Source organism: Parabacteroides sp. AF19-14 (genome assembly GCF_003635485.1).
GTDB classification, from domain to species: Bacteria; Bacteroidota; Bacteroidia; order Bacteroidales; family Tannerellaceae; genus Parabacteroides; species Parabacteroides distasonis.
In genome coordinates, this window is record NZ_QTMJ01000017.1 from 58,809 (window position 1) to 83,673 (window position 24,865).

Annotated in this window: 20 protein-coding genes and 1 tRNA gene; 12 read left to right on the forward strand and 9 right to left on the reverse strand. The window is 46.8% G+C overall.

Annotation, left to right across the window (positions count from 1 at the left end):
- Positions 1 to 263 precede the first annotated feature (263 nt).
- A complete protein-coding gene (locus DWX33_RS16105; RefSeq protein WP_008771694.1) occupies positions 264 to 932 on the forward strand; it encodes a DUF1080 domain-containing protein in 669 nt (222 codons plus the stop codon).
- A gap of 51 nt (positions 933 to 983) precedes the next feature.
- Here DWX33_RS16105 and argB read toward each other — a convergent pair whose 3' ends face one another.
- Positions 984 to 1,751, reverse strand: a complete 768-nt coding sequence (argB, locus tag DWX33_RS16110; protein WP_005855613.1) for an acetylglutamate kinase — start codon at positions 1,749 to 1,751, stop codon at positions 984 to 986.
- Between the two features lie 77 nt (positions 1,752 to 1,828).
- On the opposite strand from argB, the gene DWX33_RS16115 reads away from it, so the two are divergent.
- From DWX33_RS16115 to DWX33_RS16140, 6 genes are all read left to right on the forward strand, one after another.
- Positions 1,829 to 1,901: transfer RNA gene (locus tag DWX33_RS16115), tRNA-Gly, on the forward strand.
- 362 nt (positions 1,902 to 2,263) lie between these two features.
- On the forward strand, positions 2,264 to 3,451 hold the full coding sequence (locus tag DWX33_RS16120) for a DUF4105 domain-containing protein (RefSeq protein ID WP_122380671.1): 1,188 nt from the start codon (positions 2,264 to 2,266) through the stop codon (positions 3,449 to 3,451).
- Positions 3,448 to 5,037, forward strand: a complete 1,590-nt coding sequence (locus DWX33_RS16125; protein WP_005865323.1) for an alkaline phosphatase family protein — start codon at positions 3,448 to 3,450, stop codon at positions 5,035 to 5,037. The genes DWX33_RS16120 and DWX33_RS16125 overlap by 4 nt, the downstream gene beginning before the upstream one ends.
- 165 nt (positions 5,038 to 5,202) lie before the next feature.
- Entirely contained in the window at positions 5,203 to 8,583 is a 3,381-nt protein-coding gene (gene secA, locus DWX33_RS16130; RefSeq protein WP_005855607.1) for a preprotein translocase subunit SecA, read from the forward strand.
- 96 nt (positions 8,584 to 8,679) lie between these two features.
- Positions 8,680 to 9,774, forward strand: a complete 1,095-nt coding sequence (gene ald / locus DWX33_RS16135; RefSeq protein ID WP_122380672.1) for an alanine dehydrogenase — start codon at positions 8,680 to 8,682, stop codon at positions 9,772 to 9,774.
- Positions 9,775 to 9,929: 155 nt separating this feature from the next.
- On the forward strand, positions 9,930 to 10,673 hold the full coding sequence (locus tag DWX33_RS16140; protein ID WP_005855602.1) for a lipopolysaccharide assembly protein LapB: 744 nt from the start codon (positions 9,930 to 9,932) through the stop codon (positions 10,671 to 10,673).
- Between the two features lie 91 nt (positions 10,674 to 10,764).
- Here the strand turns inward: DWX33_RS16140 and rseP are convergent, their stop codons facing one another.
- The 8 genes from rseP to DWX33_RS16180 all read right to left on the reverse strand — a co-directional run bounded on the left by rseP (position 10,765) and on the right by DWX33_RS16180 (position 19,080).
- On the reverse strand, positions 10,765 to 12,093 hold the full coding sequence (rseP, locus tag DWX33_RS16145) for an RIP metalloprotease RseP (RefSeq protein ID WP_005865319.1): 1,329 nt from the start codon (positions 12,091 to 12,093) through the stop codon (positions 10,765 to 10,767).
- A gap of 30 nt (positions 12,094 to 12,123) precedes the next feature.
- Positions 12,124 to 13,275: a 1-deoxy-D-xylulose-5-phosphate reductoisomerase gene (locus DWX33_RS16150; protein ID WP_022193136.1), complete on the reverse strand. Its 1,152-nt coding sequence runs from the start codon at positions 13,273 to 13,275 to the stop codon at positions 12,124 to 12,126.
- 6 nt (positions 13,276 to 13,281) lie between these two features.
- Positions 13,282 to 14,145 (reverse strand): M23 family metallopeptidase, encoded by an 864-nt coding sequence (locus DWX33_RS16155; RefSeq protein ID WP_122378967.1) that lies wholly within the window; start codon positions 14,143 to 14,145, stop codon positions 13,282 to 13,284.
- A gap of 10 nt (positions 14,146 to 14,155) precedes the next feature.
- A complete protein-coding gene (gene rimM, locus DWX33_RS16160; RefSeq protein ID WP_022193134.1) occupies positions 14,156 to 14,689 on the reverse strand; it encodes a ribosome maturation factor RimM in 534 nt (177 codons plus the stop codon).
- Positions 14,690 to 14,701: 12 nt separating this feature from the next.
- The gene (gene murA, locus DWX33_RS16165; RefSeq protein WP_121962395.1) at positions 14,702 to 16,006 is read right to left on the reverse strand and encodes a UDP-N-acetylglucosamine 1-carboxyvinyltransferase; all 1,305 of its coding nucleotides are present in this window, start codon (positions 16,004 to 16,006) and stop codon (positions 14,702 to 14,704) included.
- Positions 16,003 to 16,608: a DUF4290 domain-containing protein gene (locus DWX33_RS16170; protein WP_005855584.1), complete on the reverse strand. Its 606-nt coding sequence runs from the start codon at positions 16,606 to 16,608 to the stop codon at positions 16,003 to 16,005. The genes murA and DWX33_RS16170 overlap by 4 nt, the downstream gene beginning before the upstream one ends.
- 66 nt (positions 16,609 to 16,674) lie before the next feature.
- Complete coding sequence (locus DWX33_RS16175) at positions 16,675 to 17,172, reverse strand: GNAT family N-acetyltransferase (RefSeq protein ID WP_122115022.1); 498 nt, start codon at positions 17,170 to 17,172, stop codon at positions 16,675 to 16,677.
- 93 nt (positions 17,173 to 17,265) lie between these two features.
- Complete coding sequence (locus DWX33_RS16180; protein WP_122380673.1) at positions 17,266 to 19,080, reverse strand: glycoside hydrolase family 2 protein; 1,815 nt, start codon at positions 19,078 to 19,080, stop codon at positions 17,266 to 17,268.
- Between the two features lie 395 nt (positions 19,081 to 19,475).
- Here DWX33_RS16180 and DWX33_RS22920 point away from each other — a divergent pair, with 395 nt between their 5' ends.
- The 5 genes from DWX33_RS22920 (at position 19,476) to DWX33_RS16210 (ending at position 24,855) form a co-directional block, all read left to right on the forward strand.
- The gene (locus tag DWX33_RS22920; protein WP_229040523.1) at positions 19,476 to 19,760 is read left to right on the forward strand and encodes a hypothetical protein; all 285 of its coding nucleotides are present in this window, start codon (positions 19,476 to 19,478) and stop codon (positions 19,758 to 19,760) included.
- A 447-nt stretch (positions 19,761 to 20,207) separates the two neighbouring features.
- Positions 20,208 to 20,660, forward strand: coding sequence for a hypothetical protein (locus DWX33_RS16190; RefSeq protein ID WP_005865306.1), 453 nt, complete (start codon positions 20,208 to 20,210; stop codon positions 20,658 to 20,660).
- Positions 20,661 to 20,671: 11 nt separating this feature from the next.
- Positions 20,672 to 22,441 (forward strand): C13 family peptidase, encoded by a 1,770-nt coding sequence (locus tag DWX33_RS16195; RefSeq protein WP_122380674.1) that lies wholly within the window; start codon positions 20,672 to 20,674, stop codon positions 22,439 to 22,441.
- Positions 22,442 to 23,367: 926 nt separating this feature from the next.
- Complete coding sequence (locus DWX33_RS16205) at positions 23,368 to 23,802, forward strand: hypothetical protein (protein WP_122380675.1); 435 nt, start codon at positions 23,368 to 23,370, stop codon at positions 23,800 to 23,802.
- A gap of 201 nt (positions 23,803 to 24,003) precedes the next feature.
- Positions 24,004 to 24,855, forward strand: coding sequence for a DUF3298 and DUF4163 domain-containing protein (locus DWX33_RS16210; protein WP_005855566.1), 852 nt, complete (start codon positions 24,004 to 24,006; stop codon positions 24,853 to 24,855).
- Positions 24,856 to 24,865 lie beyond the last annotated feature (10 nt).

The following is a 24,865-nucleotide window of genomic DNA, read 5'->3' on the forward strand; positions in this document are numbered from 1 at the left end:
AAGCAATATCATAATAACACAAAACCAATCAAGCAATAGGTAATTTTCAGTTAATCTATTTTACAACAATAAAGATTATACAAGATTTTAATATCATTTTAACAAACTATTTGATTTTTGATAAAAAAAGAAGATTTCCTTAAGAATCATAGCATTTCAACCTATTTCGCTTTCACTTGTAAATAAAATCGTTCTTCGTAGACTATGTTCCTTCCAAAATAAATGAATACATTTGCCTCACGTAAATCTTTAAAACTAATAGCATGAAACATTTTCTTTTAGCCATGGCTACTTTATGGTGTGTGGCAGGTACATTCTCCTTATTCGCGGCGGATAACAATAAATGGAAGCCTCTCTTCGGTAAAAATCTGGAAAACGCCAACTACAATCCGGAAGTTTGGAGCGAGACTGATGGCGTGTTAGGTGCCGTGAAGGACGAGTCTATCTGGACAAAGGATGAATATGAGAACTTCGAGCTGGATCTTGATTTTAAGACCGACGTAGGCACGAACAGCGGAGTAGTCGTTTACTGTACGGACACGAAGGACTGGATACCCAACTCGGTAGAAATACAGATAGCGGACGACCATTGTGAAAAATGGGGAAACGGCAAGCCGTATGAGAAATGCGGAGCCATTTACGGACATCTAGGCGCCGTGCAAGACAAGGTTGTCAAAAAACCCGGGGAGTGGAATCATATGCGTATCAAATGCGCCGGACAACATATCATGGTTATCCTCAACGGAAAGAAAGTTACCGAAATGGATATGAGCAAATGGACTTCCGGCACCAAGAACCCGGATGGAAGCGATATCCCAAGCTGGCTGCCCAAACCTTTCGCCGAATTACCGACAAAAGGATTTATCGGATTACAAGGAAAACATGGGGATTCATTAATCTGGTTCCGTAATATCAAGATTCGGAGTCTTTGATAGACCTATTATATAATGTACGTGAGGGGCCATAAACAGCCCCTCATTTATTTAAAAGACTCTCGTCCCTTTTCCTTGGTGAATCTCCGAGGCTTGCGTAATAATCACTTGCTTCACCCCGGCGTCTATCGCTTGGTAAGCGTTTTCCAGCTTTGGGATCATGCCCCCTTGGATAATTCCTTGTTCTACATATCCCTTAAACGCTATACGATCGATTTCCGGTATCACGCTCTCATCATCGTTCTCGTCCAACAAAACGCCTTTTTTCTCGAAACAGAACATCAATGTCACCTCAAAATGTTTCGCCAACGCTTTAGCGGCTTCTCCCGCTATCGTATCAGCGTTCGTATTCAACATATGGCCTTGCTTATCATGTGTAAGAGGAGCCAGTACCGGCACGATACCTTGATGGATAAGAGAGGCTAGCAAATCGGCATTCACCTCTTTCACGTCGCCTACGAAACCATAATCCACCTCTGCCACGGGACGTTTGTCGGAGCGCATCAAATTCATGTCCGCACCAGTCAATCCTAAAGCGTTTACGCCCAACGCCTGCAAGCCCGCTACGATGTTTTTATTCACCAACCCGCCATAGACCATTGTCACGACCTTCAAGGTCTCGGCATCCGTAATACGGCGACCGTTCACCATCTTGCTCTCGATCCCTAATTGGGCGGCAAGCTTGGTAGCCGAGCGTCCTCCCCCATGCACCAAGACCTTATATCCCTCGATAGCAGCGAAATCGTTCAATAATTGACGAAGCGTTTCTTCTTCCTCAACGATCTTCCCTCCTACCTTTATCAAGACTAGTTTTTCCATACTTAATTCTTTTTTATAAAATTTTCTCGCCAAAGTTACTAAAAAAAGAAAGATTTGTATACATTTGCACTCGCAATGCGGTAGTAGCTCAGTTGGTAGAGCATCAGCTTCCCAAGCTGAGGGTCACGAGTTCGAGCCTCGCCTACCGCTCTATCAGGCATTAGGCGATTATCCAAATAAGGATGGTCGCCTAATTTTGTTTTATCTCCTCAATGCTCCTTCTAAAAGCAACGTCCGTTTCTCTAGCTAGAAACTAGAGTTTTGTGCAAGGGAAACTTCTGTTTCCTCATAGGAAAACTTTTGTTTTCCCTAGAAGAAACTAAAGTTTCTTAAAAAAAAATCCGTAAAAACTGCAACACTCTTATAATCAAAGACGTAACCAAGTTTCCTTTTCCCTTTATAATAAAAACAAAGCTATCTCTTTTCTCGACATAAAGCCATATGTTATGCTTAAACGATCTATACTGTTTAAGAAAAATAATCTACCTTTGCGTCAAATAATCAAGAAGAGAATGACAAAAAGCATATTTCTATTTCTGCTGGGGATTCTTTCCCTATCGGCGATGGCGCAACCCAAACTGAGCGAGGAAGCCCGTATCAGTCTGATGACCAGCGCACCGTACGATGAAGAGGTATTCACCGTGTACGGGCATGCCGCTCTACGCATATACGATCCCAAGCAAAATATAGATTATATATTCAATTACGGTATATTTGATTTCTCCAAGCCTAATTTTATCTACCGATTCGCTAAAGGAGAGACGGATTATAAATTGGGAGTGGCCGATTTCCAAGACTACGTGATCGAGTACCAAATGCGGGGCAGCGATATCACGGAACAAGTATTGAACCTCACCCAAGAAGAGAAAGAACATATATGGGATGCCCTGCTTATTAATTACAGGCCGGAGAACAGGGTATATCGTTATAACTTCTTCTTCGATAATTGCGCTACCCGCCCTGCCGCGATATTGGAAAAGGAGATCAACGGGAGCGTCGATTATCAGTATCCCTATCAATCCCAGACCTTCCGGGATCTTATTAATTATTGTACCCGAAACCATCCGTGGCTCACATTCGGATGCGACCTAGCGCTAGGCAGCCCCACCGACCGGGAGGCCACCCAGCACGAGATGCTCTTCCTCCCCCCTTATCTAAAAGAAGCGTTCGCTAAAGCCACCATCACGGGCCCGGACGGGACAATCCGCCCATTGGTGAGCGAGACCCACGTGATCGGAGCCGGGGAAGCCGACGAGCCGGAAAAAGATATCTGGGATTTATTCACCCCTTTAGTCTGCGCTTGGCTTCTGTTCGGAATCGTTTTAGGGTTTACTTGGATCGAATGGCGCAAAAAAAAATACTTCTTGTGGGTGGATTGTGTCCTTTTCTCGGTAGCCGGAGCCGGAGGTGTCATCCTCTTCTTTCTTAGCTTCATATCCGTCCATCCCTGCACGTGGCCGAACTGGTCTTTGGTATGGTTACAGCCGCTCGATTTGATCGCTGTTATTTTGTTTTGCGTAAAAAAGCTGAAGAAGGCTGCATATTACTATCATTTTATTAACTTTGCGGCGCTTACGCTGATGTTACTGGGATGGTATTTCATTCCGCAACATCTAAACAGTGCCTTTATTCCGCTTGTAGCCTCGATTTGGGTTCGTTCGGGTTGGGGTGTTTACAGAAAGATATGGAGAATCGGATGAGAAAAATTATAACGTCACTTATCGCTATCCTCGTGGTAACAAACCTTGAGGCGCAGCAACGTACCCCCAAATTGGTGGTATGTATTACAGTGGATCAGCTAAGGGGCGACTATATAGAATACTTTTATAATACATTTGGTGAACGTGGCTTCAAGCGTTTGATGAACGAGGGGTTGGTGTACAACAATATCCGCTTCGAGTTCTCGGACATAGACCAAGCCAGCGCGTTCGCGACTCTTTTTACCGGAAGCAACCCTTGCTTCAGCGGTATCGCGGGGGAGAAGACGTTTGATTTCGAGAAAGAGAAAGAGGTCTCGATCTTAAATGATCCTGAATATCTGGGTAATTACACGAAAGAGAATTATTCGCCCAAGAATTTATTCAGTTCCACGATCGGCGACGAGTTGAAAATCGCCTCTCAAGGAAGAAGCGACGTATATTCCATCGCCCCGGATGCCGAGAGCGCTATCCTTTCCGCCGGACATGCGGCGAACGGAGCTTTCTGGATGGATAACACCAACGGGAAATGGGCTACCACGACGTACTATAAGGGAATCCCTTGGTACGTAGACCGCTATAATAACGGCCCGGAATCCTTGGCGTCACGCTTGGAAACCATGGTATGGACTCCTACCCTTCCGATGGAGAAATACGATGCCTTTCCTTACGTATTGGATGATCTTCCTTTCCGCTATACGTTCAGCGAGAAGTTCGCGAACTGCTATCCGAACCTGAAGACCTCGCCGTTCATCAATAAGGAGATCAATCGCTTGGCCCTCCAGTTCCTAGAGTACGGAGGGTTTGGTACACGCAGTTGCCCGGATATGTTGTCTATCACGTACTACGCGGGCAATTACCGGGGTACGATGAGCAAGGAATACACCCGGGAGATTCAAGATACGTATTATCAACTCGATCAAGATATCGAGAAGCTACTGGATACGATCGACAAGAAAGTGGGCTTGGCCAATACATTGGTAGTCTTCACCGGTTCCGGTTATTATAAAAGCGAGGAGTCTTATCCGGACGGCCTGATGGTGAACGGTGGCGAGTTCCACCCGAAACGTTGTCTGGCCCTGCTTAATATGTACTTGATGGCCATTTACGGCCAACATACCAGTTGGGTACAAGGATACTACAACAACCAGATCTACTTGAACCGCAAGGCGATAGAAGACGCCAAGCTGGATTTGACGACTTTACAGAACAAGGCCGCCGAATTCATACAGGAATTTAGTGGCGTACAACTCGTCACCACGGGCAGGAGCTTGCTTACGGGCGACTGGAACGAGGGAACCGCCAAATTCCGTCAAGGTACGCACCATCTGAGACGGGGCGATCTGATCATCGAGTTGCAACCCGGTTGGAAAGTGAACCTCGACAATCCGAAAGAAAAAGTCAAGATTATACGCAATAATGCTGTTATCACCCCGCTGGTATTTATGGGCAACGGGTTGAAACCCCAACATATCTACCGCGAAGTCAAGGCCACTGAGGTAGCCCCCACGGTAACCCATGTGCTAAGAATCAGGCCACCAAACGCTACTCAAAGCCTACCGCTTTGGGAATTGAAAATTGGTAATTGAGAATTAAAATTATCATAGAAGGGAAAGGTAGGTGGTTCTCCCCTAAGTATTTTATCTGAATTCAAATAACAAAGTAATAACAGACGATGATTGCTCATTGACAATCGGAAGTTGAACTCTCAATTTTCAATTTTCAATTATCAATTATCAATTAACATAAGAATCATGGGATTTAATGAGTTTATGACGAAGCTGTTCGGCAATAAGTCGCAGCGTGACCTTAAAGAAATCACACCTTACGTAGATAAGGTAAAGGCCGTATATCCGTCAATCAAGGCACTCTCGAACGACGAGTTGCGTGCGAAAACAGATGAGATCAAACAACGTATCCAGGACTACGTAGCCGAGGAGAAAGCGCAAGTGGAAGAGCTTCGCAAAGGCATCGAGGATAAGGAACTGGAAGAACGTGAGGCGATCTGGGCCGAGGTAGATAAAATCGAGAAAGCCATCACGGACAAGATGGAAGTGGTACTGGAGCAATCCTTGCCCGAGGTATTCGCCATCATGAAAGATACGGCCCGCCGTTTCGCCGAGAATGAGGAAGTGGTAGTTACCGCTAACCAATTCGACCGGGATCTGGCCGCTCGTTTCGACTTTGTCCGCATCGAGGACGATAAGGCGATTTACGCCAATCATTGGAAAGCCGGTGGAAACGAGATCACATGGGATATGATCCATTACGACGTTCAGCTATTCGGTGGCGTCGTTCTTCATAAAGGTAAGATCGCCGAGATGGCGACCGGTGAAGGTAAGACCTTGGTGGCTACCCTTCCGGTATTTTTGAACGCCTTGACACGTAACGGTGTACACGTGGTAACCGTGAATGATTACTTGTCAAAACGTGACTCCGAGTGGATGGGACCGCTTTATATGTTCCACGGACTTTCCGTAGACTGTATCGATAAGCACCAGCCGAACTCCGAGGCTCGCCGTAAGGCTTACGAGGCGGATATTACGTTCGGTACGAACAACGAGTTCGGTTTCGACTACTTGCGTGACAATATGGCGATCAGCCCGAAAGACTTGGTACAACGCAAGCATAACTACTCCATCGTCGATGAGGTGGACTCCGTATTGATCGATGACGCTCGTACGCCGCTGATCATCTCCGGACCGATCCCTCGTGGCGAGGAACAATTATTCGAGCAATTCCGCCCGAACGTGGAGGTTGTCGTGAACGCGCAGAAAGACCTTTGCTCCAAATTATTGATCGAGGCCAAGAAGAAAATGGCTAGCGACGACCAGAAGGTCGTTGAGGAAGGCTCTATCCTTCTGTACCGCTCCTTCAAGGGATATCCCCGCAACAAGGCGTTGATCAAGTTCTTAAGCGAGCAAGGCGTAAAAGCTCAAATGTTGAAGACGGAAGAATATTTCATGTCCGAGAATATGCGCCATATGCACGAGGCGACCGATGAGTTGTATTTCGTGATCGACGAGAAGAACAACAGTATCGAATTGACGGATAAAGGTATCGACCTATTGACCGGTAAGACGGACGACCCGACCTTCTTCGTACTTCCCGATATCACGTCCCAATTATCTCAATTGGAGAACATGACAGGAACCGAGGAAGAGAAACAAGCTCAAAAGGACGAGATCTTGGCGAACTATTCCGTTAAGAGCGAGCGTGTACATACCATCAACCAGTTGTTGAAAGCTTACACCTTATTCGAGAAGGATGATGAGTACGTGGTTATGGACAACAAGGTCATGATCGTTGACGAGCAGACGGGCCGTATCATGGACGGACGTCGTTATTCCGATGGCCTGCACCAAGCGATCGAGGCTAAGGAACGTGTAAAGGTAGAGGCCGCTACACAAACATTCGCCACGATCACCTTGCAGAACTACTTCCGTATGTACCATAAGCTGTCCGGTATGACCGGTACGGCGGAGACGGAAGCAGGCGAGTTCTGGGATATCTACAAATTGGACGTAGTAGTGATCCCGACCAACCGACCGATCGCCCGTAACGATATGAACGATCGTATCTACAAGACAAAACGTGAGAAATATAACGCTGTTATCGAGGAAATCGTTCAGCTGACGGAAGCAGGCCGTCCGGTATTGGTGGGAACAACATCCGTAGAGATCTCCGAGCTATTGAGCCGTATGCTTACGATGCGTAAGATCCAGCACAATGTATTGAACGCTAAGTTGCACCAGAAAGAGGCCGAGATCGTGGCCTTGGCGGGTCAAAAGAGTACGGTTACGATCGCTACCAACATGGCCGGTCGTGGTACCGATATCAAGCTGTCCAAGGACGTGAAAGACGCAGGCGGTTTGGCTATCATCGGTACGGAACGCCATGAGAGCCGTCGTGTAGACCGTCAGTTACGTGGTCGTGCCGGACGTCAGGGAGACCCGGGTTCTTCCGTATTCTTCGTTTCACTGGAAGACGACTTGATGCGTTTATTCGCTTCCGAGAAGATCGCCGGCTTGATGGATAAGCTTGGTTTCAAGGAAGGCGAGGTTCTGGAGCACAATATGCTGAGCAAGTCCGTAGAACGTGCCCAGAAGAAGGTCGAGGAAAACAACTTCGGTATCCGTAAACGTCTGTTGGAATACGACGACGTGATGAACTCGCAACGTAACGTAATCTACACCCGCCGTCGCCACGCCTTGATGGGAGAGCGTATCGGTCTGGACGTATTGAACACGATTTACGATACTTCTACAGCTATCGCCGATCAACACGCCGAGGACTTCGAGGGCTTCAAGTTGGAATTGTTCAAGACATTCGCCATGGAAAGCCCGTTCACGGAAGACGAATTCAAGAGCATGAAACCGGAGCAACTCGTAGAGAAATTGTTCGAGGAGGCATTGAAGACTTACAAACGTCGCATGGAACGCATGACGCAAGTCGCTCACCCGGTCATCAAGCAAGTGTACGAGAATCAAGGAGCGATGTACGAGAACATCATGATCCCTATCACGGACGGCAAGCGCATGTATAATGTATCTTGCAACCTGAAAGAGGCTTACGACACGGAATGTAAGGCAATCGTTAAATCCTTCCAGAAATCAATCGTATTGCATATGATCGACGAGGGATGGAAAGAGCATCTACGTGAGATGGATGAGCTGCGCCACTCCGTACAAAACGCTAGCTACGAGAACAAGGATCCATTGTTGATCTACAAACTTGAATCTTACAACCTGTTCAAGACAATGGTAGACAACATGAACCGTAAGACAGCCGCCATCTTGATGCGTGGACAGATCCCGGTACGTGAGGAGCCGACCGAGGAGCAACGCCAAGCCATGCAAGCCCGTCAAGCGGCCGTAGCCCAGCAAGCCGCCCAAGCGATTGCCGAGGAAAGAGCCCGTCAACGTATCGCCGTACAAGAGGCCGCCCCGGAGAAGCACGAGGATATGAGCCGTTACCGCACGGAGAAAACAGACTTGAGCGGAAACAACACCCAAGCTGAGGCACCTCAACCGAAGCAAGCTCCGGTCCGTGCCGAGAAACGAGTAGGACGCAATGATCCATGTCCTTGCGGAAGTGGCAAGAAATACAAGAACTGCCACGGACAAGGTTTATAAGGAACAAGAAATAAGATAAAAAAAGAGGGACAGAATACCAATCTGTTCCTCTTTTTTGTATATTGCAGGCATATAAACCCATTAAATGCTACCATTATGATTATTGGAATTCCAAAAGAAATCAAAAACAACGAGAACAGGGTAGCTCTTACTCCCGCCGGAGCCAAAGAGTTGGTGAAAAGAGGTCATACCGTGTATGTACAACACACGGCTGGTATAAACAGTGGTTTCGCCGATGATGCCTATGTGGCGGCAGGGGCCCGGATACTCCCGTCCATTGAGGATGTATATGGAATTGCCGAGATGATCGTAAAAGTAAAAGAACCGATCGCCAGCGAATATCCCTTGGTACGCAAAGGACAGCTTGTCTTCACCTACTTCCATTTCGCATCCGACGAGGCTCTCACCCTTGCCATGATAAAGAGCGGCTCCATCTGTCTGGCTTACGAGACCGTGGAGAACCCAGATCATACGTTACCCCTTTTGATTCCTATGAGTGAGGTGGCCGGACGCATGTCCGTACAGGAAGGCGCTCGTTTCCTTGAGAAACCGCAAGGTGGCAAAGGCGTATTGCTAGGTGGCGTGCCGGGCGTGAAACCGGGTAAGGTATTGGTTTTAGGCGGTGGTGTGGTAGGCCACAACGCCGCCTTGATGGCCGCCGGGCTAGGCGCCGATGTCACGATCGCCGACATCTCGCTTCCCCGCTTACGCTATCTGTCCGAGACGATGCCGAAAAACGTGAAGACGTTGTTCTCTTCCACGCATACGATCGAACAGGAATTACCCACTACCGATTTAGTGATCGGCGCCGTATTAATCCCCGGAGCCAAGGCCCCGCACCTGATCACCCGGGATATGTTGAAGTTATTAAAACCGGGCAGCGTATTGGTAGATGTAGCCATCGATCAAGGCGGTTGCTTCGAGGCCTCCCACCCGACTACGCACGCCAATCCGGTTTATGAGATAGACGATATCCTCCATTACTGCGTAGCCAACATTCCGGGAGCGGTCCCGCAGACTTCCACATTAGCCTTGACCAACGCTACCCTGCCGTACGTGATCAAGCTTGCCGACAGAGGTTGGGAAAAAGCCTGCGAGGAAGATCCGGGCCTAGAACTGGGATTAAACATCGTGGAAGGAAAGATTGTCTACCCCGCCGTGGCTGAGGCTTTTCCTTCACTCAAAGCATAAGTTCCAAAGAATCTTTCATTAGTAGGGATTGCTTGCGGCAATCCCTTTTTTATGTTTTCTATTTTTATTGTTTTCTAAAAAACGTAAAATATCTTGGCTCCTTTTCCCGCACACCTTAACTTAGAGCACAAAATCAATTAAATTTAATAATTACCATGAAGAAAATTGTTTTATTAGTGGCTTTATGCCTATGTGTCGGAAACCTATTCGCACAAGACGCTGACAAATTAAGAGATGAAGGTGACGCTGCTTTGAAAGCAAAAGATTACGCTACCGTCGTAACAAAATACGGCGAATACTTGAAACAAAACAATTACCAAGACACCGCCCGTATCTTCAATTGCGGATACGCCGCTAATCAAGCGAAGAACTACGCCGAGGCCGCCAAATACTTCGACATGGCCGTTAAGATGAACTACAACGTAGACGACTCTTATGTAGGCGAGGCTATGGCTTACCGTAACTTAAACAAAACTGAAGAATTCCTGACTACGGTAAAAGAGGGATTAAAAGTGATTCCCGATGGAAACAAGAATAAGACCAATCTGGAAAAGTTGCTTTACGGTTACTGCATCAAACAAGGACAAGCCGCCCAAAAGAAGGGAGATCTGGCCGGTGCCGAGAAAATGTACAAAGAGGTCCTAGCCGTATCGAACAAGGATTACCAGAGCAACGCTTACTACAGCCTTGGCGCCATGCTGTATGGCAACGGAGCGAAGATATTACAGGCCGCTACCCCGATCGCTACTTCCGAGCCGGATAAATACAACGCCGAGAAAGCGAAAGCCGACAAAGACTTCAAGCAAGCGAAAGAATATTTGACAAAGGCTGTCGAACTCGACCCGAAAGACGAGAACTCCAAGAAGATCCTCGCTTCTATCAACGACATCCTGAAATAAGAAAGAGGACTTTATTCATACAAAAAAACCTCCCGGATCACATAGAAAAGTGATCCGGGAGGTTTTTTGTATCTAGTTGTAGAGACATACGTTACTTGAAGAAGAAGCGGAAGATGTCATTTCCATTCGCATAGATCAATAAAGCGAACAGGATAAACATACCTGCCATTTGGGCATACTCTAGGAATTTATCGCTCGGTTTGCGACGGGCCACTACCTCATAGATCAAGAACATCACGTGTCCGCCATCCAAGGCCGGAATCGGCAAGATATTCATGAACGCCAAGATGATAGATAGAAAAGCCGTACGTTCCCAGAAAATCCGCCAATCCCAGACAGACGGGAACAATCCGCCGATCGTACCGAAACCGCCCAAACTGGAGGCACCTTCCTTCGTAAACACATATTTCATGTCGTTCACATATCCCTTCAAGGTATTAATACCTAATTTAATACCGGCGGGGAACGACTCGAAAAAGCCGTATTCGCGGGTCACGGTCTGATAGAGATCCGTAGGCAACATCACCGCTACGCCAATTTTCCCGGCCGAGTCCGTCCTCATGGTCAACGACTCCAACTGGCCGTTCCGGTAGAAATCTACTGTCACCTCTTCGCCCTTATTCTCTAACAATAACCCGGAGGCATCATAAAACGTCGGGGTAGCCACACCGTTAATAGCCACCACGCTATCCTTCGGCAGCATGCCAGCGAGAGCCGCCGGGGCATTCTTGTCGGGAAGCTCACGAACAACCATCGGGATACGCAAAGGATCGGCGAAGCCTTTTCCGTCACGCATGCAACGTTGCATCATATCCTCCGGTATGGAGATCACGGTCTCCCGCCCGTCACGGAGCACCGTCACGGTCTTTGCCTCCACCACCTTGCGGAAACTGTCGCTACCGAAACGCTCCAACTCCTCATTGTCCGCTCTCAGCAAGATATCACCGTCCTGAAAACCGACGTTCTGGAACGTCTCGCTATAATTCATACCCATCTTCATGTTCTTCAAAGGCAAGTACGTATCGCCCCACGTAAACAAGATCATGGAATAAATAAACAAAGCCAGCAAGAAGTTGAACACCACGCCCGCTACCATAATCATCAAACGCTGTCCGGCCGGCTTGGAGCGGAACTCGTAAGGCTTGGGCGGCTGGGCCATCGCCTCCTTGTCCATACTCTCGTCGATCATACCGGAGATCTTACAATATCCTCCCAACGGAAGCCAGCCTACGCCGTATTCCGTGTCACTGTTTTTCGGCTTGTACTTGAATAGCGAGAACCACGGATCGAAGAAGAGGTAGAACTTCTCTACCCGCACCTTGAAAATCCGGGCAAAGATAAAATGCCCGAACTCGTGGACAATCACCAGTATCGATAAGCTCAAGATAAGCTGTAACGCCTTAATCAAAAAAGTTTCCATCTACTATTGTTTGTTCTGTTTTAAATTATTTCAAAATAACTCGGCCGCCAACCGCCTAGCCTCGGTGTCGGTAGCCACGTAATCCTCATACGAGGGATTGACGATAAACGAGGCTTTCCGCATGGTCTGCTCAATCACGTCGCTCATTTGCAAGAAGCCGATACGATCTTGCAGGAAGGCGGCCACCACCACCTCATTGGCGGCATTCAAGATACAGGGCATATTCCCTCCTTGGCGGGCCGCCTCGAAAGCGAAAGCCAAGTTGCGGAAACGTTCCATATCCGGCTCCTCGAACGTCAAGGTCGAATATTGGTTGAAATCCAGACGGGGCGCCATGCTCCTCATACGTGTCGGGAACGAGAAAGCGTAGGCGATCGGCAATTTCATGTCGGGAATTCCCAGCTGGGCGATCACGGCGCCATCCTCAAACTGCACCATCGAGTGGATCACCGACTGCGGGTGCACCACCACCTGTACCTGATCCGGCGTGACATCGAACAACCATTTCGCCTCGATCATCTCGAAGCCCTTGTTCATCATCGAGGCCGAGTCTATCGTGATCTTCGCCCCCATCGTCCAGTTCGGATGCCTCAAGGCCTGCGCCTTCGTCACGGTAGCCAGCTCCTCCAGCGTCTTCCGCCGGAACGGACCACCGGAAGCCGTCAGCAAGATCTTCTCGATCGGATTATCGTACGCACCTGTTAAACATTGAAAAATGGCCGAATGTTCCGAGTCCACCGGCAAGATAGGCACCTTATGCTCGGCGGCCAGCTTCATGATCAGCTCGCCGGCCACGACCAATGTCTCCTTATTCGCCAAGGCGATCGCCTTTCCCGCCTTGATCGCCGAGATCGTCGGTCGCAAGCCGGAATAGCCCACCATCGCCGTCAGCACCATATCGATCGGCTCCGACTGCACCATCTGGGCGATAGCGTCGGCACCCGCCCATACCTTGATCGGCAGGTCTTCCAAGGCCTCTTTCAGCTCGGGATATTTCCGCTCATTGGCGATCACCACCACCTCCGGCATATATTTCCGGGCCTGATTGATCAATAAGTCCACTTGGTTATTCGCGGTCAAGGCATACACCTCGAAAAGATCGGAATGCTCGCTCACTACCTCCAAGGCTTGGGTTCCGATGGAACCGGTCGAGCCTAATATCGCTAACTGTCTTTTTTTCATGGATTATCAAAAAGCTATATATTCTTCCGGATTCACCGGATTGCCCTTATACCACAACTCGAAATGCAGGTGCGGCCCGGTAGACAACTCTCCCGTATTCCCGACCAGAGCGATCGCCTCACCGGCTACCACATGGTCTCCCACCTCTTTCAGCAACAATTCGTTGTGCTTATAAACCGAGATGAATCCGTTCTTATGTTGTATTTGAATTACGTTTCCGTGGTTCGGATCGAAACCGGTATAGATCACCGTACCATCCAACGTAGCCAAGACACTCTCCTTCGGGGCCGCGGCCAGATCCACGCCATAATGATGGACATCCGTCTCATAATGAGAGGTGACCACGCCATTCACGGGCTTATAGAAAAAGACCCCCTCGGTCGGTACCTTGCCCGGGTCGGTCAATACCGATAAATTATATTTCTCCTCTTCCTCGTAATCTTTCACGAAGCGAGTCTCTTCCTTGCTACGAGGAATCTCATAGTTAATATCGTTGCTAGCCAAAGAATCTATCTGACGGATCGAGTCCAAGGGCATCGTACCGGAAAGGATTCCGGCCACATTATTCAGATAAAGGGACTGGATCTCCATCATACGCTCCAACGAATCCGCCCGCAAGGCATTCTGCATAATCTCCTTGCGAACCTCCACGTCGAGATAGCCCGGCAAGTAGTTGCGAATCGGTGTCTTGATGATGATAAAGGCGGTAACGGCGATCAAGAAAAAGGCGAACACCGCCAAAGTGACAAACGCCGATAACTGCGAAAGCCGGAAAGACCACACCTCCTCCAACGTCCCCTCATTGATGAAGGAAAGTTTATATTTAAACCGGATCCGGTGCCAAAACGATTTCGTATTCTTCTTTTTCAACCCCTAATCTTCAATTATCAATTATCAATTCTATAAGTCCCTCCGGCAAAGACACCGTGAGACTACGGGCCTCATGGTCGGCCTCAGTGATCAACTCCTCCACGGCGGGGATCAACAGCTCCTCGCCTTTATGATCGACACGCAGAAGGACGTTGATTGTCGTCTCATCCACGTCTGTTATCTCTCCTAAATAGCCTTTCTGTACGTCCGTCACGGTATAACCGATAAAACTGTCCCACGTCATATCCCCCACGAGATCCTCCTCGTCCACGGCGTCCAAAGGATAAAACACCTCCTTGCCCACAAACATGCGAGCATCCTCCTCGGAATTCACGTCCTCCAGTTTCACCAAGACCACCGTATCGGTCTTATAGCGGAAATCCTCCACGAAGAACGGTACCAAGATACCATCCATCTCGCAAACAATGTACGGGTCCTCGGCATCTTCCAGCACATCGCTGTTCGTCACCAACGACAACTCCCCCTTGATACCATGGGGCTTGGCAAACTGCCCGATCTTGAAAACCTCTCCTTCTCTAATCATCGCCTAAAATCTTTAAATCCTCGTGATACGTGCCCCGATCTGGTTCAATCGCTTATCGATCCCTTGATATCCCCGGTCGATCTGGTCTATATTATGGATCGTGCTGGTACCCTCGGCGCTCATAGCGGCGATCAGCAAGGCGATACCCGCGCGAATATCCGGGGATACCATCGTAGAGCCCCGTAGCTTGAAGCGGTTACCCAGCCCGATCACCGTAGCCCGGTGCGGGTCGCAAAGGATGATCTGGGCTCCCATATCGATTAGCTTGTCCACAAAGAACAAACGGCTCTCAAACATTTTCTGGTGGATCAGCACGCTCCCCACAGATTGCGTAGCCACGACGAGAAATACGCTCAGCAAGTCCGGCGTAAGCCCCGGCCAAGGAGCGTCGGCGATGGTCATGATAGACCCATCGATAAACGTATCGATCTCGTAGGAATCATGCCGGGGGATATAAATATCATCGCCTCGCTGCTCCACGATAATACCCAAGCGGCGAAAAGCGTCCGGGATGATCCCCAGCTTATCATATCCTGTATTCTTGATGGTGATCTCCGATCCGGTCATAGCTGCCATACCGATAAAGCTACCCACCTCGATCATATCGGGGAGGATGGTATGCTCCGTGCCGGAAAGCGACCGTACACCTTCTATCGTCAATAGGTTAGAACCGACACCTGAGATTCTCGCTCCCATGCGGTTCAGCATCGTGGAAAGTTGTTGCAGGTAAGGCTCGCAGGCGGCGTTATAGATCGTCGTCACCCCCTCGGCCAGCACGGCAGCCATCAAGATATTCGCCGTTCCGGTCACGGAAGCCTCGTCGAGCAGCATATAAGCGCCTTTCAACTGGCGTGCCTCTATCTCGTATACTTGCCGCCCGGCGTCGTAGCTAAAGCAAGCGCCCAGCTTCTGGATTCCCACGAAGTGCGTATCCAGCCGGCGTCGCCCGATCTTGTCGCCACCCGGTTTCGGGATCAGCGCCCTGCCGAAGCGGGCTACCAACGGGCCTACGATCATCACGGAACCCCGCAGGCTACCACTCTTGCGCAGGAACTCCTCAGTACTCAAATACTCCATGTCCACGTCGTCCGCCTGAAAGGTATAGGTATCGGCGGACGGATGCTCCACCTTGACCCTCATATCCCTAAGGAGCTGGATTAAGTTATTCACGTCCAAGATATCAGGCACATTGTGTATGGTCACCTTCTCCGGTGTTAGCAATGTCGCGCAGATCACCTCCAACGCCTCATTCTTGGCGCCTTGCGGAACGATCTCGCCGGACAAGCGATAACCACCTTCTATAACGAACGAGCTCATCTGCCTTTACGCGTAAAGTTCCTTTTGTTGCCGCCACTGTTATTACGGGCCAAGATATCACGGCTCTCGGCCAATTTGTGTTCCTCCTCGCTCAATACGATCTTGCCGCTAGACAGCTCGTCCAGATCCTTGAAGATCTTACGGTCGTCCACGCTTTCCTTGTTCCAAGTAAGGAACGATTTCTTCATCTGGTTTGCCAGCAACCGCACGAGCTGGTCTTTCTCCATACCGGGTTGCAGCTCCGTGGCCTTGCGGATCATCAGCTCCAAGGTCTTTCCGTAATGGCGGTAGCGTATACGGTTATTGTTGTACGGGATACGAGGCGGACGGCTATACAGGTTCTCCTTCTTGATGATCTCGTACGGATAGTCTATATCGAGCTTAAAATCGGCCATGATCGCCAGATGATCCCAGAGGATATGCTTAAAGTCATTTACGTCACGCAAGTGCGGGAACATGTTTCCCATGATGTTGATAATCGTGTTGGCGCAACGCTTACGCTCTTCCCGGTCTTGGATAGTCACGCAATAGTCTACCATATTTTGGATATTGCGTCCGTATTCGGGCAAAGTCAATCTTTTTCCTTCTGTATTGTATTTCATTCTTTACATTTTGTTTATCGCGAAGATAGGTATATTAATTGAGAATTGAAAATTGAGATTCGAAAGTTACCTCTCGTTAGGCTTAATTATCAATTCATAATCTACCACGTCCAGCCACCGCCCGAATTTCAGCCCTACTTTCTCGAAGTGGGATACTTTTCTGAACCCCAGCTTCTCATGCAGCGAGCAGCTAGCCTCATTCCCCTCGGTAATGCAGGCAATCAAGGCGTGGTAGCCGCCTGCCCGACATTCCTCGATCAGCCTTTCCATAAGCTGCCGGCCGATCCCCTTGCCCTTGTATCTCGGGGATAAATAAACGGTGGTCTCAAGCGTATATTTATAAGCTGCCTTTTCTTTCCATGCGTGGGCATAGCAATATCCCACGACCTCATCATGATCTACGTATACCAGATAAGGATAGCTCGCCGAGATCCCGGCTATGCGGCCCTCCATCTCCTCCACCCGCAAAGGTTCCGTCTCGAACGTAGCCACGCTATTCACGACATATTCATTGTATATATCCACGATCGCCTTGGCGTCTCGCGAACTCACATTTCGAATCATATTCATTCCGTTAAAACAATCCGATCCGGGAAAGAATCTCTCTCTGCCCGGACCGGATCTATCATCGAATCAAATTACTAATTTTTCGGCTTTCTACTCAGACAACGCCTTGATCACCTCTTGGTTCGCCTTGCGCACCTCGGCCTCATTGATCTTGATCACTTTACGGTCGTAGGTCATAAGGCCGTTCACCTCGCCCTCCACGTCCGTGGTTTGCGTGTAGACAGCGGCGGAGAAACCCTTCGGGACCATCGCCTTCAACTCCTTGGCGTACTTCACGTACTCGGCGGTCACCTCATCGCTATTCTTAAACTGTACATAGCCCCAGTTGCGTTTGTTCCACCACAAATGGTTCTCCACAGCCAAGCCGATACCACCATACTCGCCCAATACATTCACACGCACCGGATCGAACAGGTACATCGCCGGGCCCGGGTAATTATGCAAATCCAAGATATCGCCGCACGCACGGAAATTACCGCCACTGGCCGGATTCACCAGACGGGAAGGATCGTATGTTTTTGTCCACTCGGCAGCCTTCTCGGTATCGAACTGGCCCCAAGCCTCGTTGAAGGGCACCCATACTACTACGCTAGGATTCGAGACGCACAGGTCCATGATCTCCTTCCACTCCTTGTAATAATTACGGATAGACTCCTCGGTACGCTCCTTGTCGGTTCCACCGTTATACGTATGAGGCGCCCATTGGTTACCCATGTCGCCGCTAGGCATATCCTGCCAAACCAACATACCTTCCTTATCGCAATGATAGTACCAGCGGGCCGGCTCTACCTTCACGTGCTTGCGGATCATGTTGAAGCCCCACGCTTTCGTCTTCACGATATCATACAGCAACGCCTCGTCCGTGGGAGCCGTGTAAAGCCCGTCGGGCCACCAGCCTTGATCCAGCGGGCCGTATTGGAACAGGTTCTTGTTGTTCAAGCGCATACGCATGATGCCGTTGGCGTCACGCTCGGCGGATATCTTACGGAAGGCGGTGTACGATTTCACCTCGTCCACCTTCTTGCCATTCTTCGACAAGCTCACCTTCATATCATATAAATAAGGATTGGAAGGTTCCCACAACGTAGGATTTTGCACGGCCAAGCGTAATTCTGTCCCTTGTACGCCCTTGGCGGTAGCAACCACCTGCCCCTTATCGAGCAAGCTGACCTCCACGATGTCCGACACCGGGGAGTCGGAACAAGCCCCGACCGTCACGCTCATCACGCCATTATCGATATTCGGGATCGCCTTGATAGAGGTGATATGCGAGGAAGCGACCGGCTCCAACCATACGGTCTGCCAGATTCCGGTGACCGGCGTATACCAGATTCCCTCCGGGTTGGCCACTTGCTTTCCACGGGGCTGGTAGCCTTTATCGCTCGGGTCCCATACACGCACCACCAGCTTATGCGTACTTTTGCCATTCAGATAGGGAGTGATATTCAAGGAAAACGGGGTAAAGCCTCCCGTGTGGGAGCCGATCAAGATATCATTCACGAATACGTCCGCTTTCCAATCCACGGCGCCGAAGTTCAACAAGATATCTTTTCCTTTCCATGAGGAGGGCACCGTAAAGGTTCGTTTATACCACAACTCATTCTTCTCCCCCACTTCTTTTTGCACGCCGGACAAGGAGGATTCCACGGCGAACGGCACCAAGATATTCCCATCGAAACTCGTCGGCTCCACCTGTCCTTTCGGAAGGATAGCGTATTCCCACTCGCCGTTCAAATTCTGCCAATCCGCACGTTCCATCCCGGGGCGTGGATATTCTGGCAATACATTCCGGGGATCTACTTTCTCAGCCCAGTCCGTCTTGATCTTGTCTCCGGCGGGCTTCCACTGCGCCCCGGCGCTACAAATCGTTGCGAACGCACAAAAGGCTAACAATAATTTTCTCATGATATTATTTACATTTTGAATTGATAATACACTTTCAAGTGACAAAGATAATAGAAAATATCCAAAATCCACATCGTCCTCGGATACCAATAGGAAAACCGCACCCAAATCGATCTAACCATAAAATGCCCAGAATATCTCTTGTGACAGAATCTCACTAGGTAAGGTTATTGTATTTTTTAATGTTCCTATTTTACATCAATATCATTTCCGGAAAAACACGTACGTGAATATCCAAAAACATGTACGACTTTTCGGAAAAACATGTACGTGTTTTAACGCAAACATTACGATGTTTTTTACGACTCTGATTTTCAACCCCTTGCAAACAAAACCTCATTTTCTGCTTATTGTAGAATTCTTCTGATTCAAGGATACCCGGAAAAGAAGGAGTAATGGCACGACCTATTAAAAAGGAGCCGGATTATTTCCCGCTCGACACGGATTTACTAAGCAACCGTAAAATCCGTCAAATAAAGCGCAAATACGGATCTGACGCTTTTCATTATATATTGCCCTGCTTTGTGACATCTATGCCAATGGCTATTATATCACGGCCTACAAGAAAGAGCGTGAGCTTGCCTTCCTCCGCAAGGTATTCCAGCAATACAAGGCCGGTTACCCACAGGAACGTCTCTACCCCGCCCATGTCTACCAATCCCTGCAAGAGCGGAGATTGATCAACGCCCCCCCCCGAGGAGAAACGCCACGCCATGAGCCTCTTCGCCTATTGGCGACCACCGGGTCACCTGCCCATCAGCGGGACTATCGGCTGACGATGGTGCGACAGCAGGCGATGGCGTGGTTGCTGCGGAGGTATTTCGATGGGCCGATAACAGAAGAGAAAGCAAAACGAACCATCTCCTTTGGAGATTAAGAAATAAAACATACACATTGTTAATTTAATGCAAAATCATAAATATAATACTTTTTCAAGCCAATAAATAATAATTAAATCATATCTTTGGAAAAAAGATAAAATAAAATTACAAGTCATGCTCTAACAGCCTTCATGTTTCTATAAAATGTAAGACTGAATCTAAACTAGCCAAACCAACTTCTACTTTTTAGTAAAGCGTATGGTTTTCTATTTCTAATAATAAAGATATTAAATTAACATTCTATTTATGAAAATCATTATTTTGCAATTCATGGCAATAATCGCTATGATCCTTATAAGTTGTAACGATAAGGAAAACAGCGTGTACCTAAAAAATGGTTCCTACTCGGAATGCGCCACGGGGAAAAACTTGACCAAGGCGCAAGAAGAGACCGCTTATGTAGAAATCAGTGCAGTTAACACAAACACTCTAAGAGTGGACATGTACCATGTCCAACTGAATTGCGCTCTGGAAAAAATAGAGTCGAGTATCAGTTATAATGAAAAAGTAATCATAATTAAATTCACGCCAATTGGCGATGATGCTAATTGTCTTTGTGGAAGACAATTAACATATGAAATCAGCAACCTTCAAGAAGGGCAGTCTTATGATTGTGTGATCATGCAAGAGAATAGTGAATATGCCTCTTTTAAATTTGATTTCACAAGAGATCTAACACAAACAATTAATCTAAATTAAATTACGACATTATGAAAAAAATGTATTTTATCATCATTTATGTGCTTCTACTATCTATAGGAGCCATAAACAGCGCAAATAAATCCATAACTAAACTCGAAGCTTATAATATAGTTATTAGTGGCATTGATTCGACTACATTAGATTCCACTGAAATATTTGTATCCAAGCAGATATTACCAGCCAACACAGTCATTGAGATTGGTGATAAAAGTATAGAATCCCCGGATTATGGCTCTTGGATGTTTTTCATAAATAAGTATCCTTTATCCAATTGGGGACACTCTTGTAACTATATGTTTATCGGAAGTAACAATGGTGAAGTAGATATAATAGAGAGTAATTTCTACCCTACTAAACCATCATTGGCTGATATGGATAAAATAAAGTCTAGCGTAGTTACATTTGATGAGTCTGTTTTTATCAAGCCTATGGCAAGGCCTCAGCTCCTTCAAACAAAGGCAACATATGATAGCAACAAATATGCAGTAATAATTAGTGGAGGAGGAAATCCCTCTGTCAATTACCCGAGATATTGGAACGATTGCTCTTCTATTTATCAGACATTGCTTTATACGTATAATTATGACCCTGCCCATATTACCGTTATAATGTCAGATGGAACGAGCAGCAACATCGATAGAAGCACTGGCGATTCTTCGCCGTTAGATTTAGACGGAAATGGAACAAACGATATACAATTTGCGGCGACAAGCAATAATATCAAGACTACTTTTAGCAATCTTGCGTCGAGGCTTACCTCCAACGACTATCTTTTTATTTTCACAATAGATCACGGAAATTATGACTCTTCCGGGAACTCTAGTTTAACATTATGGAACGATGAGAATTTGTATGCATCAACTTTCGCTCCTTGGGTGAATGCCATTAATGCCAAAGCGATCAATATCGTAATGGGACAATGTTTCAGTGGCGGTTTTATCTCTTATTTTAAAAATAATCCAAAGGTTTCCATATCAACGGCTTCCACTAAAGATCAGCCATCTTCTTCCATGAGTGACGGCCGTTACGATGAATTCGTTTACTATTGGACGGAGGCTGTCACGAAGAAAGCTTCTTCTGGATATATGGTAGGAGATGTTAACCAAGACGCTTTTACAACAGCTCATGAAGCATATGATTACGCAAGGACTCATGATAAGAAAAATGAAGATCCACAACACTATTCTTCGGATTTACTCTCTCATTTTTTAGCCCTAAATGGGATGAGAGCAAGAACTACGAGCGGAACGATTGCAGTAGAACGTGGAGAGACATTTAATTATTCCGGTATGGAAACTATCAACTGGACTATTCCCTTAAATTCACCTGTAAATATATCAATCAAATTCCCAACGAATATAGTGTACAAATGGAATTGCAGCAGTGGAAATCCCGGTAATTTTTATTCTTCATCATCTACAACAGCCTCTGTGTTAGCAAATTCAAGTAGCACATCGCCTATTGTCATTACAGCTAAAGCTGATGGCTCCACTTTAACGCAGACATTCCGCCTATATCTAAAAAACACCTATAGCATCATGAATGACAATTCATCTATACTAAATATCAATTTAGAGAATCAAGAAACTAACAATCTATTAAGTAAGTCGCAAGACTCTTATGAAATATACTCTATTAATGGAACAAAATGTAAGTCTGGATTACTAAATAGATACAATTCCATAGATATATCTTCTCTGGCGAATGGAATGTACTTTGTTACGATTCATAATTCGAATTCGATCTTGCAAAAAGAGCAATTCATCGTTAATCATTGAGAAATAAGAAGACTATCCGAGCCGGGTAAGAAATTCTCTTTACCCGACCCATTTCAATCAGTCCTTGCAAGAGCGGGGATTGATACACGATACCCCCGAGGAGAAACGCCACGCCATGAGCCTCTTCGCCCATTGGAGACCACCGGGTCACCTGCCCATCAGCGAGGACTATCGGCTGACGATGGTGCGACAGCAAGCCATGGCATGGTTGCTGCGGAGGTATTTCGATGGGCTGATAGCTAAAGAGAAAGCATAAGAACGAGTAGTATGCACTTGCATATCTGTTAATAATTCGCCAATAAAAACATTGATTTACAAAATATATAGTTATATTTGCATCGTCATGTGGCTATAGCGTTAGCTGAAAAGCATGGCGACATATTATGTATTAGAGCATCGAGTGTTATTCTAGGCATTGTCAAACATCCCTAAAAGCAAAGTCAACTAGAATAACAAACTTCATGCTCACGCTGTTGTATTATCTCAAATATACAATAATGGCGTGAGCTGTCGTTTGTTATAGTTGACAAAGGTATGGGGATACCTGACAAGCCTATAACAATATAACGGCAGCTTCACGCTTTTTTTTGTGTCTGCCCATAAAAACTCTATTTCTCCAATAATTATACATTTGGCCTATAATTAATCGAATTTAACAACATGGCTTTTCAGAGGAAAAGCTTGGTTATTTAGTTAAATAAAGAAAAGAGCTATCTCGTTCGTGAGAATATAGGTAGCTCACTATTGTTTAACCTTTTTAATGCGTTCACATCCTATTGATGGTAGACTTGTGCCAATAGGCTATAGTTAAATTTTATCATCATTACCCATAATTTCCTTCAAACTATAATGGTATGATAAAAACTAATTGTACATTTAGGGCAATCCTATTTTAGTTGTTAACTAATTAAAACTGATTCAGAAACATGAGAACTTCTTTATTTATATTTTTCATGGTCATTTTTATTGGTTGTAGTGAAAATGACATTATCGATGAAGGGGAAAAACCAGAAGATCCTCAAGCCGAAATAGAGGTTTATTATGACCAAGAAAGTACAAGCTCAAGAAAACCTGATGCAGGCGCAAAAGTGTATTTGTATTATGACATTAATATAACGACAGAGTTTGGTGGCCTTGCATCTTATGAAGGAAATGGAATATTAAAGTATAAAAGGCATAATACAGTCATTAAGCCAGATTCTGTTTTATATACAGATTATTTAGGAAAGACTGTTTTTGATCTAAAGCCTATGGATGTGATGTCTATAGTGGCAGAAAGCTCTTATTTTCTAAATATGATAACCTATACAGTTTGCTTTCATCCAGATGAAAGCTTGAAAATAACATTTATATTCTCATAAGGCTGGGTACGCCCCTAGGTGATATAAAATGGGAACTATTCTTCTCACGCAAGAGAACACCCGGAAAGTATCGGACAAATAGACAACTCAACCCGAAAACCACCGAGGAAAGATTGTCCTCTTATTAAACTTCATCGTGCAATTTGATTATACAATTTAATAACGTACATTCGCGTACAAATAAATTAAATCTGTAGTCCGATGAGAACGCATTTACGCGAAAGCATGTTGGCGCTTCTTTTGATAGGTATCTTAGCCACGGGTTGCGATACCGGAACGAAGAAGGCTTCTGAAAACAGTATCACGTTTGATTCTATCAGCGTGGAAAAGACTTACCATTTGTTAGATAATCCGGATAATCCCAATTGCAATCTAGAGATCAAGTTCGTTTATCCCCGGAAATATTCGGATAAAGAGGTTCTTAAGAATCTACAGAGACAGTTCGTCTCCTCTTATTTCGGCGAGAATTATGAGCAATTATCCCCCGAGGAGGCGGTACGGAAATATACCGACGACTATCTGGCCGCTTATAAGGATCTGGAAGAGGATTACAAGGCTGAGGTGGCGAAATCCGACGAGACACCGGTGGGCTCTTGGTTCTCTTACTATGAGATGTCGTCGGATGATATCGCCTTCAACCAAGACGATATCATCAGCTATACGGTAAGCTTCGAGAACTATACGGGCGGAGCGCATGGCGCACATTCCTACAATAACCATGTAGTGAACCTCAAGACCGGTAAGCCGATCACCGAGGAGGAGATATTCGTGGACAACTATCAAGACAATCTGGCGCGAATATTGGTAGATCAGATCGCCAAGCAAAACAACGTATCCGACGCCAAGGAACTGGAAAATATCGGTTTCTTTAGCGTGGACGAGATCTTCCCGAACGGTAACTTCCTCGTAGACGAGACGGGTATCACCTATTCTTTCAACGAATATGAGATAGCGGCATACGTGGTAGGCGTCACGAACGTCCATCTCCCTTACAAGGAAATCCGCTATTTGCTGCGGGATGACAGCCCGATAAGTCAGTTAATTGAAAATTGAGAATTGAAAA

Bases quoted from the DNA above. Each gene is read 5' to 3' on its own strand.
- ald (WP_122380672.1), top strand. From the start codon at position 8,680: ATGATTATTGGAATTCCAAAAGAAATCAAAAACAACGAGAACAGGGTA.
- secA (WP_005855607.1), top strand. From the start codon at position 5,203: ATGGGATTTAATGAGTTTATGACGAAGCTGTTCGGCAATAAGTCGCAG.
- DWX33_RS16150 (WP_022193136.1), bottom strand. From the start codon at position 13,275: ATGAAAAAAAGACAGTTAGCGATATTAGGCTCGACCGGTTCCATCGGA.
- DWX33_RS16105 (WP_008771694.1), top strand. From the start codon at position 264: ATGAAACATTTTCTTTTAGCCATGGCTACTTTATGGTGTGTGGCAGGT.
- DWX33_RS16125 (WP_005865323.1), top strand. From the start codon at position 3,448: ATGAGAAAAATTATAACGTCACTTATCGCTATCCTCGTGGTAACAAAC.
- DWX33_RS16190 (WP_005865306.1), top strand. From the start codon at position 20,208: ATGAAAATCATTATTTTGCAATTCATGGCAATAATCGCTATGATCCTT.
- DWX33_RS16210 (WP_005855566.1), top strand. From the start codon at position 24,004: ATGAGAACGCATTTACGCGAAAGCATGTTGGCGCTTCTTTTGATAGGT.
- DWX33_RS16170 (WP_005855584.1), bottom strand. From the start codon at position 16,608: ATGAAATACAATACAGAAGGAAAAAGATTGACTTTGCCCGAATACGGA.
- DWX33_RS16205 (WP_122380675.1), top strand. From the start codon at position 23,368: ATGAGAACTTCTTTATTTATATTTTTCATGGTCATTTTTATTGGTTGT.
- DWX33_RS16120 (WP_122380671.1), top strand. From the start codon at position 2,264: ATGACAAAAAGCATATTTCTATTTCTGCTGGGGATTCTTTCCCTATCG.
- DWX33_RS16195 (WP_122380674.1), top strand. From the start codon at position 20,672: ATGAAAAAAATGTATTTTATCATCATTTATGTGCTTCTACTATCTATA.
- rseP (WP_005865319.1), bottom strand. From the start codon at position 12,093: ATGGAAACTTTTTTGATTAAGGCGTTACAGCTTATCTTGAGCTTATCG.
- DWX33_RS16180 (WP_122380673.1), bottom strand. From the start codon at position 19,080: ATGAGAAAATTATTGTTAGCCTTTTGTGCGTTCGCAACGATTTGTAGC.
- argB (WP_005855613.1), bottom strand. From the start codon at position 1,751: ATGGAAAAACTAGTCTTGATAAAGGTAGGAGGGAAGATCGTTGAGGAA.
- DWX33_RS22920 (WP_229040523.1), top strand. From the start codon at position 19,476: ATGGCACGACCTATTAAAAAGGAGCCGGATTATTTCCCGCTCGACACG.
- DWX33_RS16175 (WP_122115022.1), bottom strand. From the start codon at position 17,172: ATGATTCGAAATGTGAGTTCGCGAGACGCCAAGGCGATCGTGGATATA.
- murA (WP_121962395.1), bottom strand. From the start codon at position 16,006: ATGAGCTCGTTCGTTATAGAAGGTGGTTATCGCTTGTCCGGCGAGATC.
- rimM (WP_022193134.1), bottom strand. From the start codon at position 14,689: ATGATTAGAGAAGGAGAGGTTTTCAAGATCGGGCAGTTTGCCAAGCCC.
- DWX33_RS16140 (WP_005855602.1), top strand. From the start codon at position 9,930: ATGAAGAAAATTGTTTTATTAGTGGCTTTATGCCTATGTGTCGGAAAC.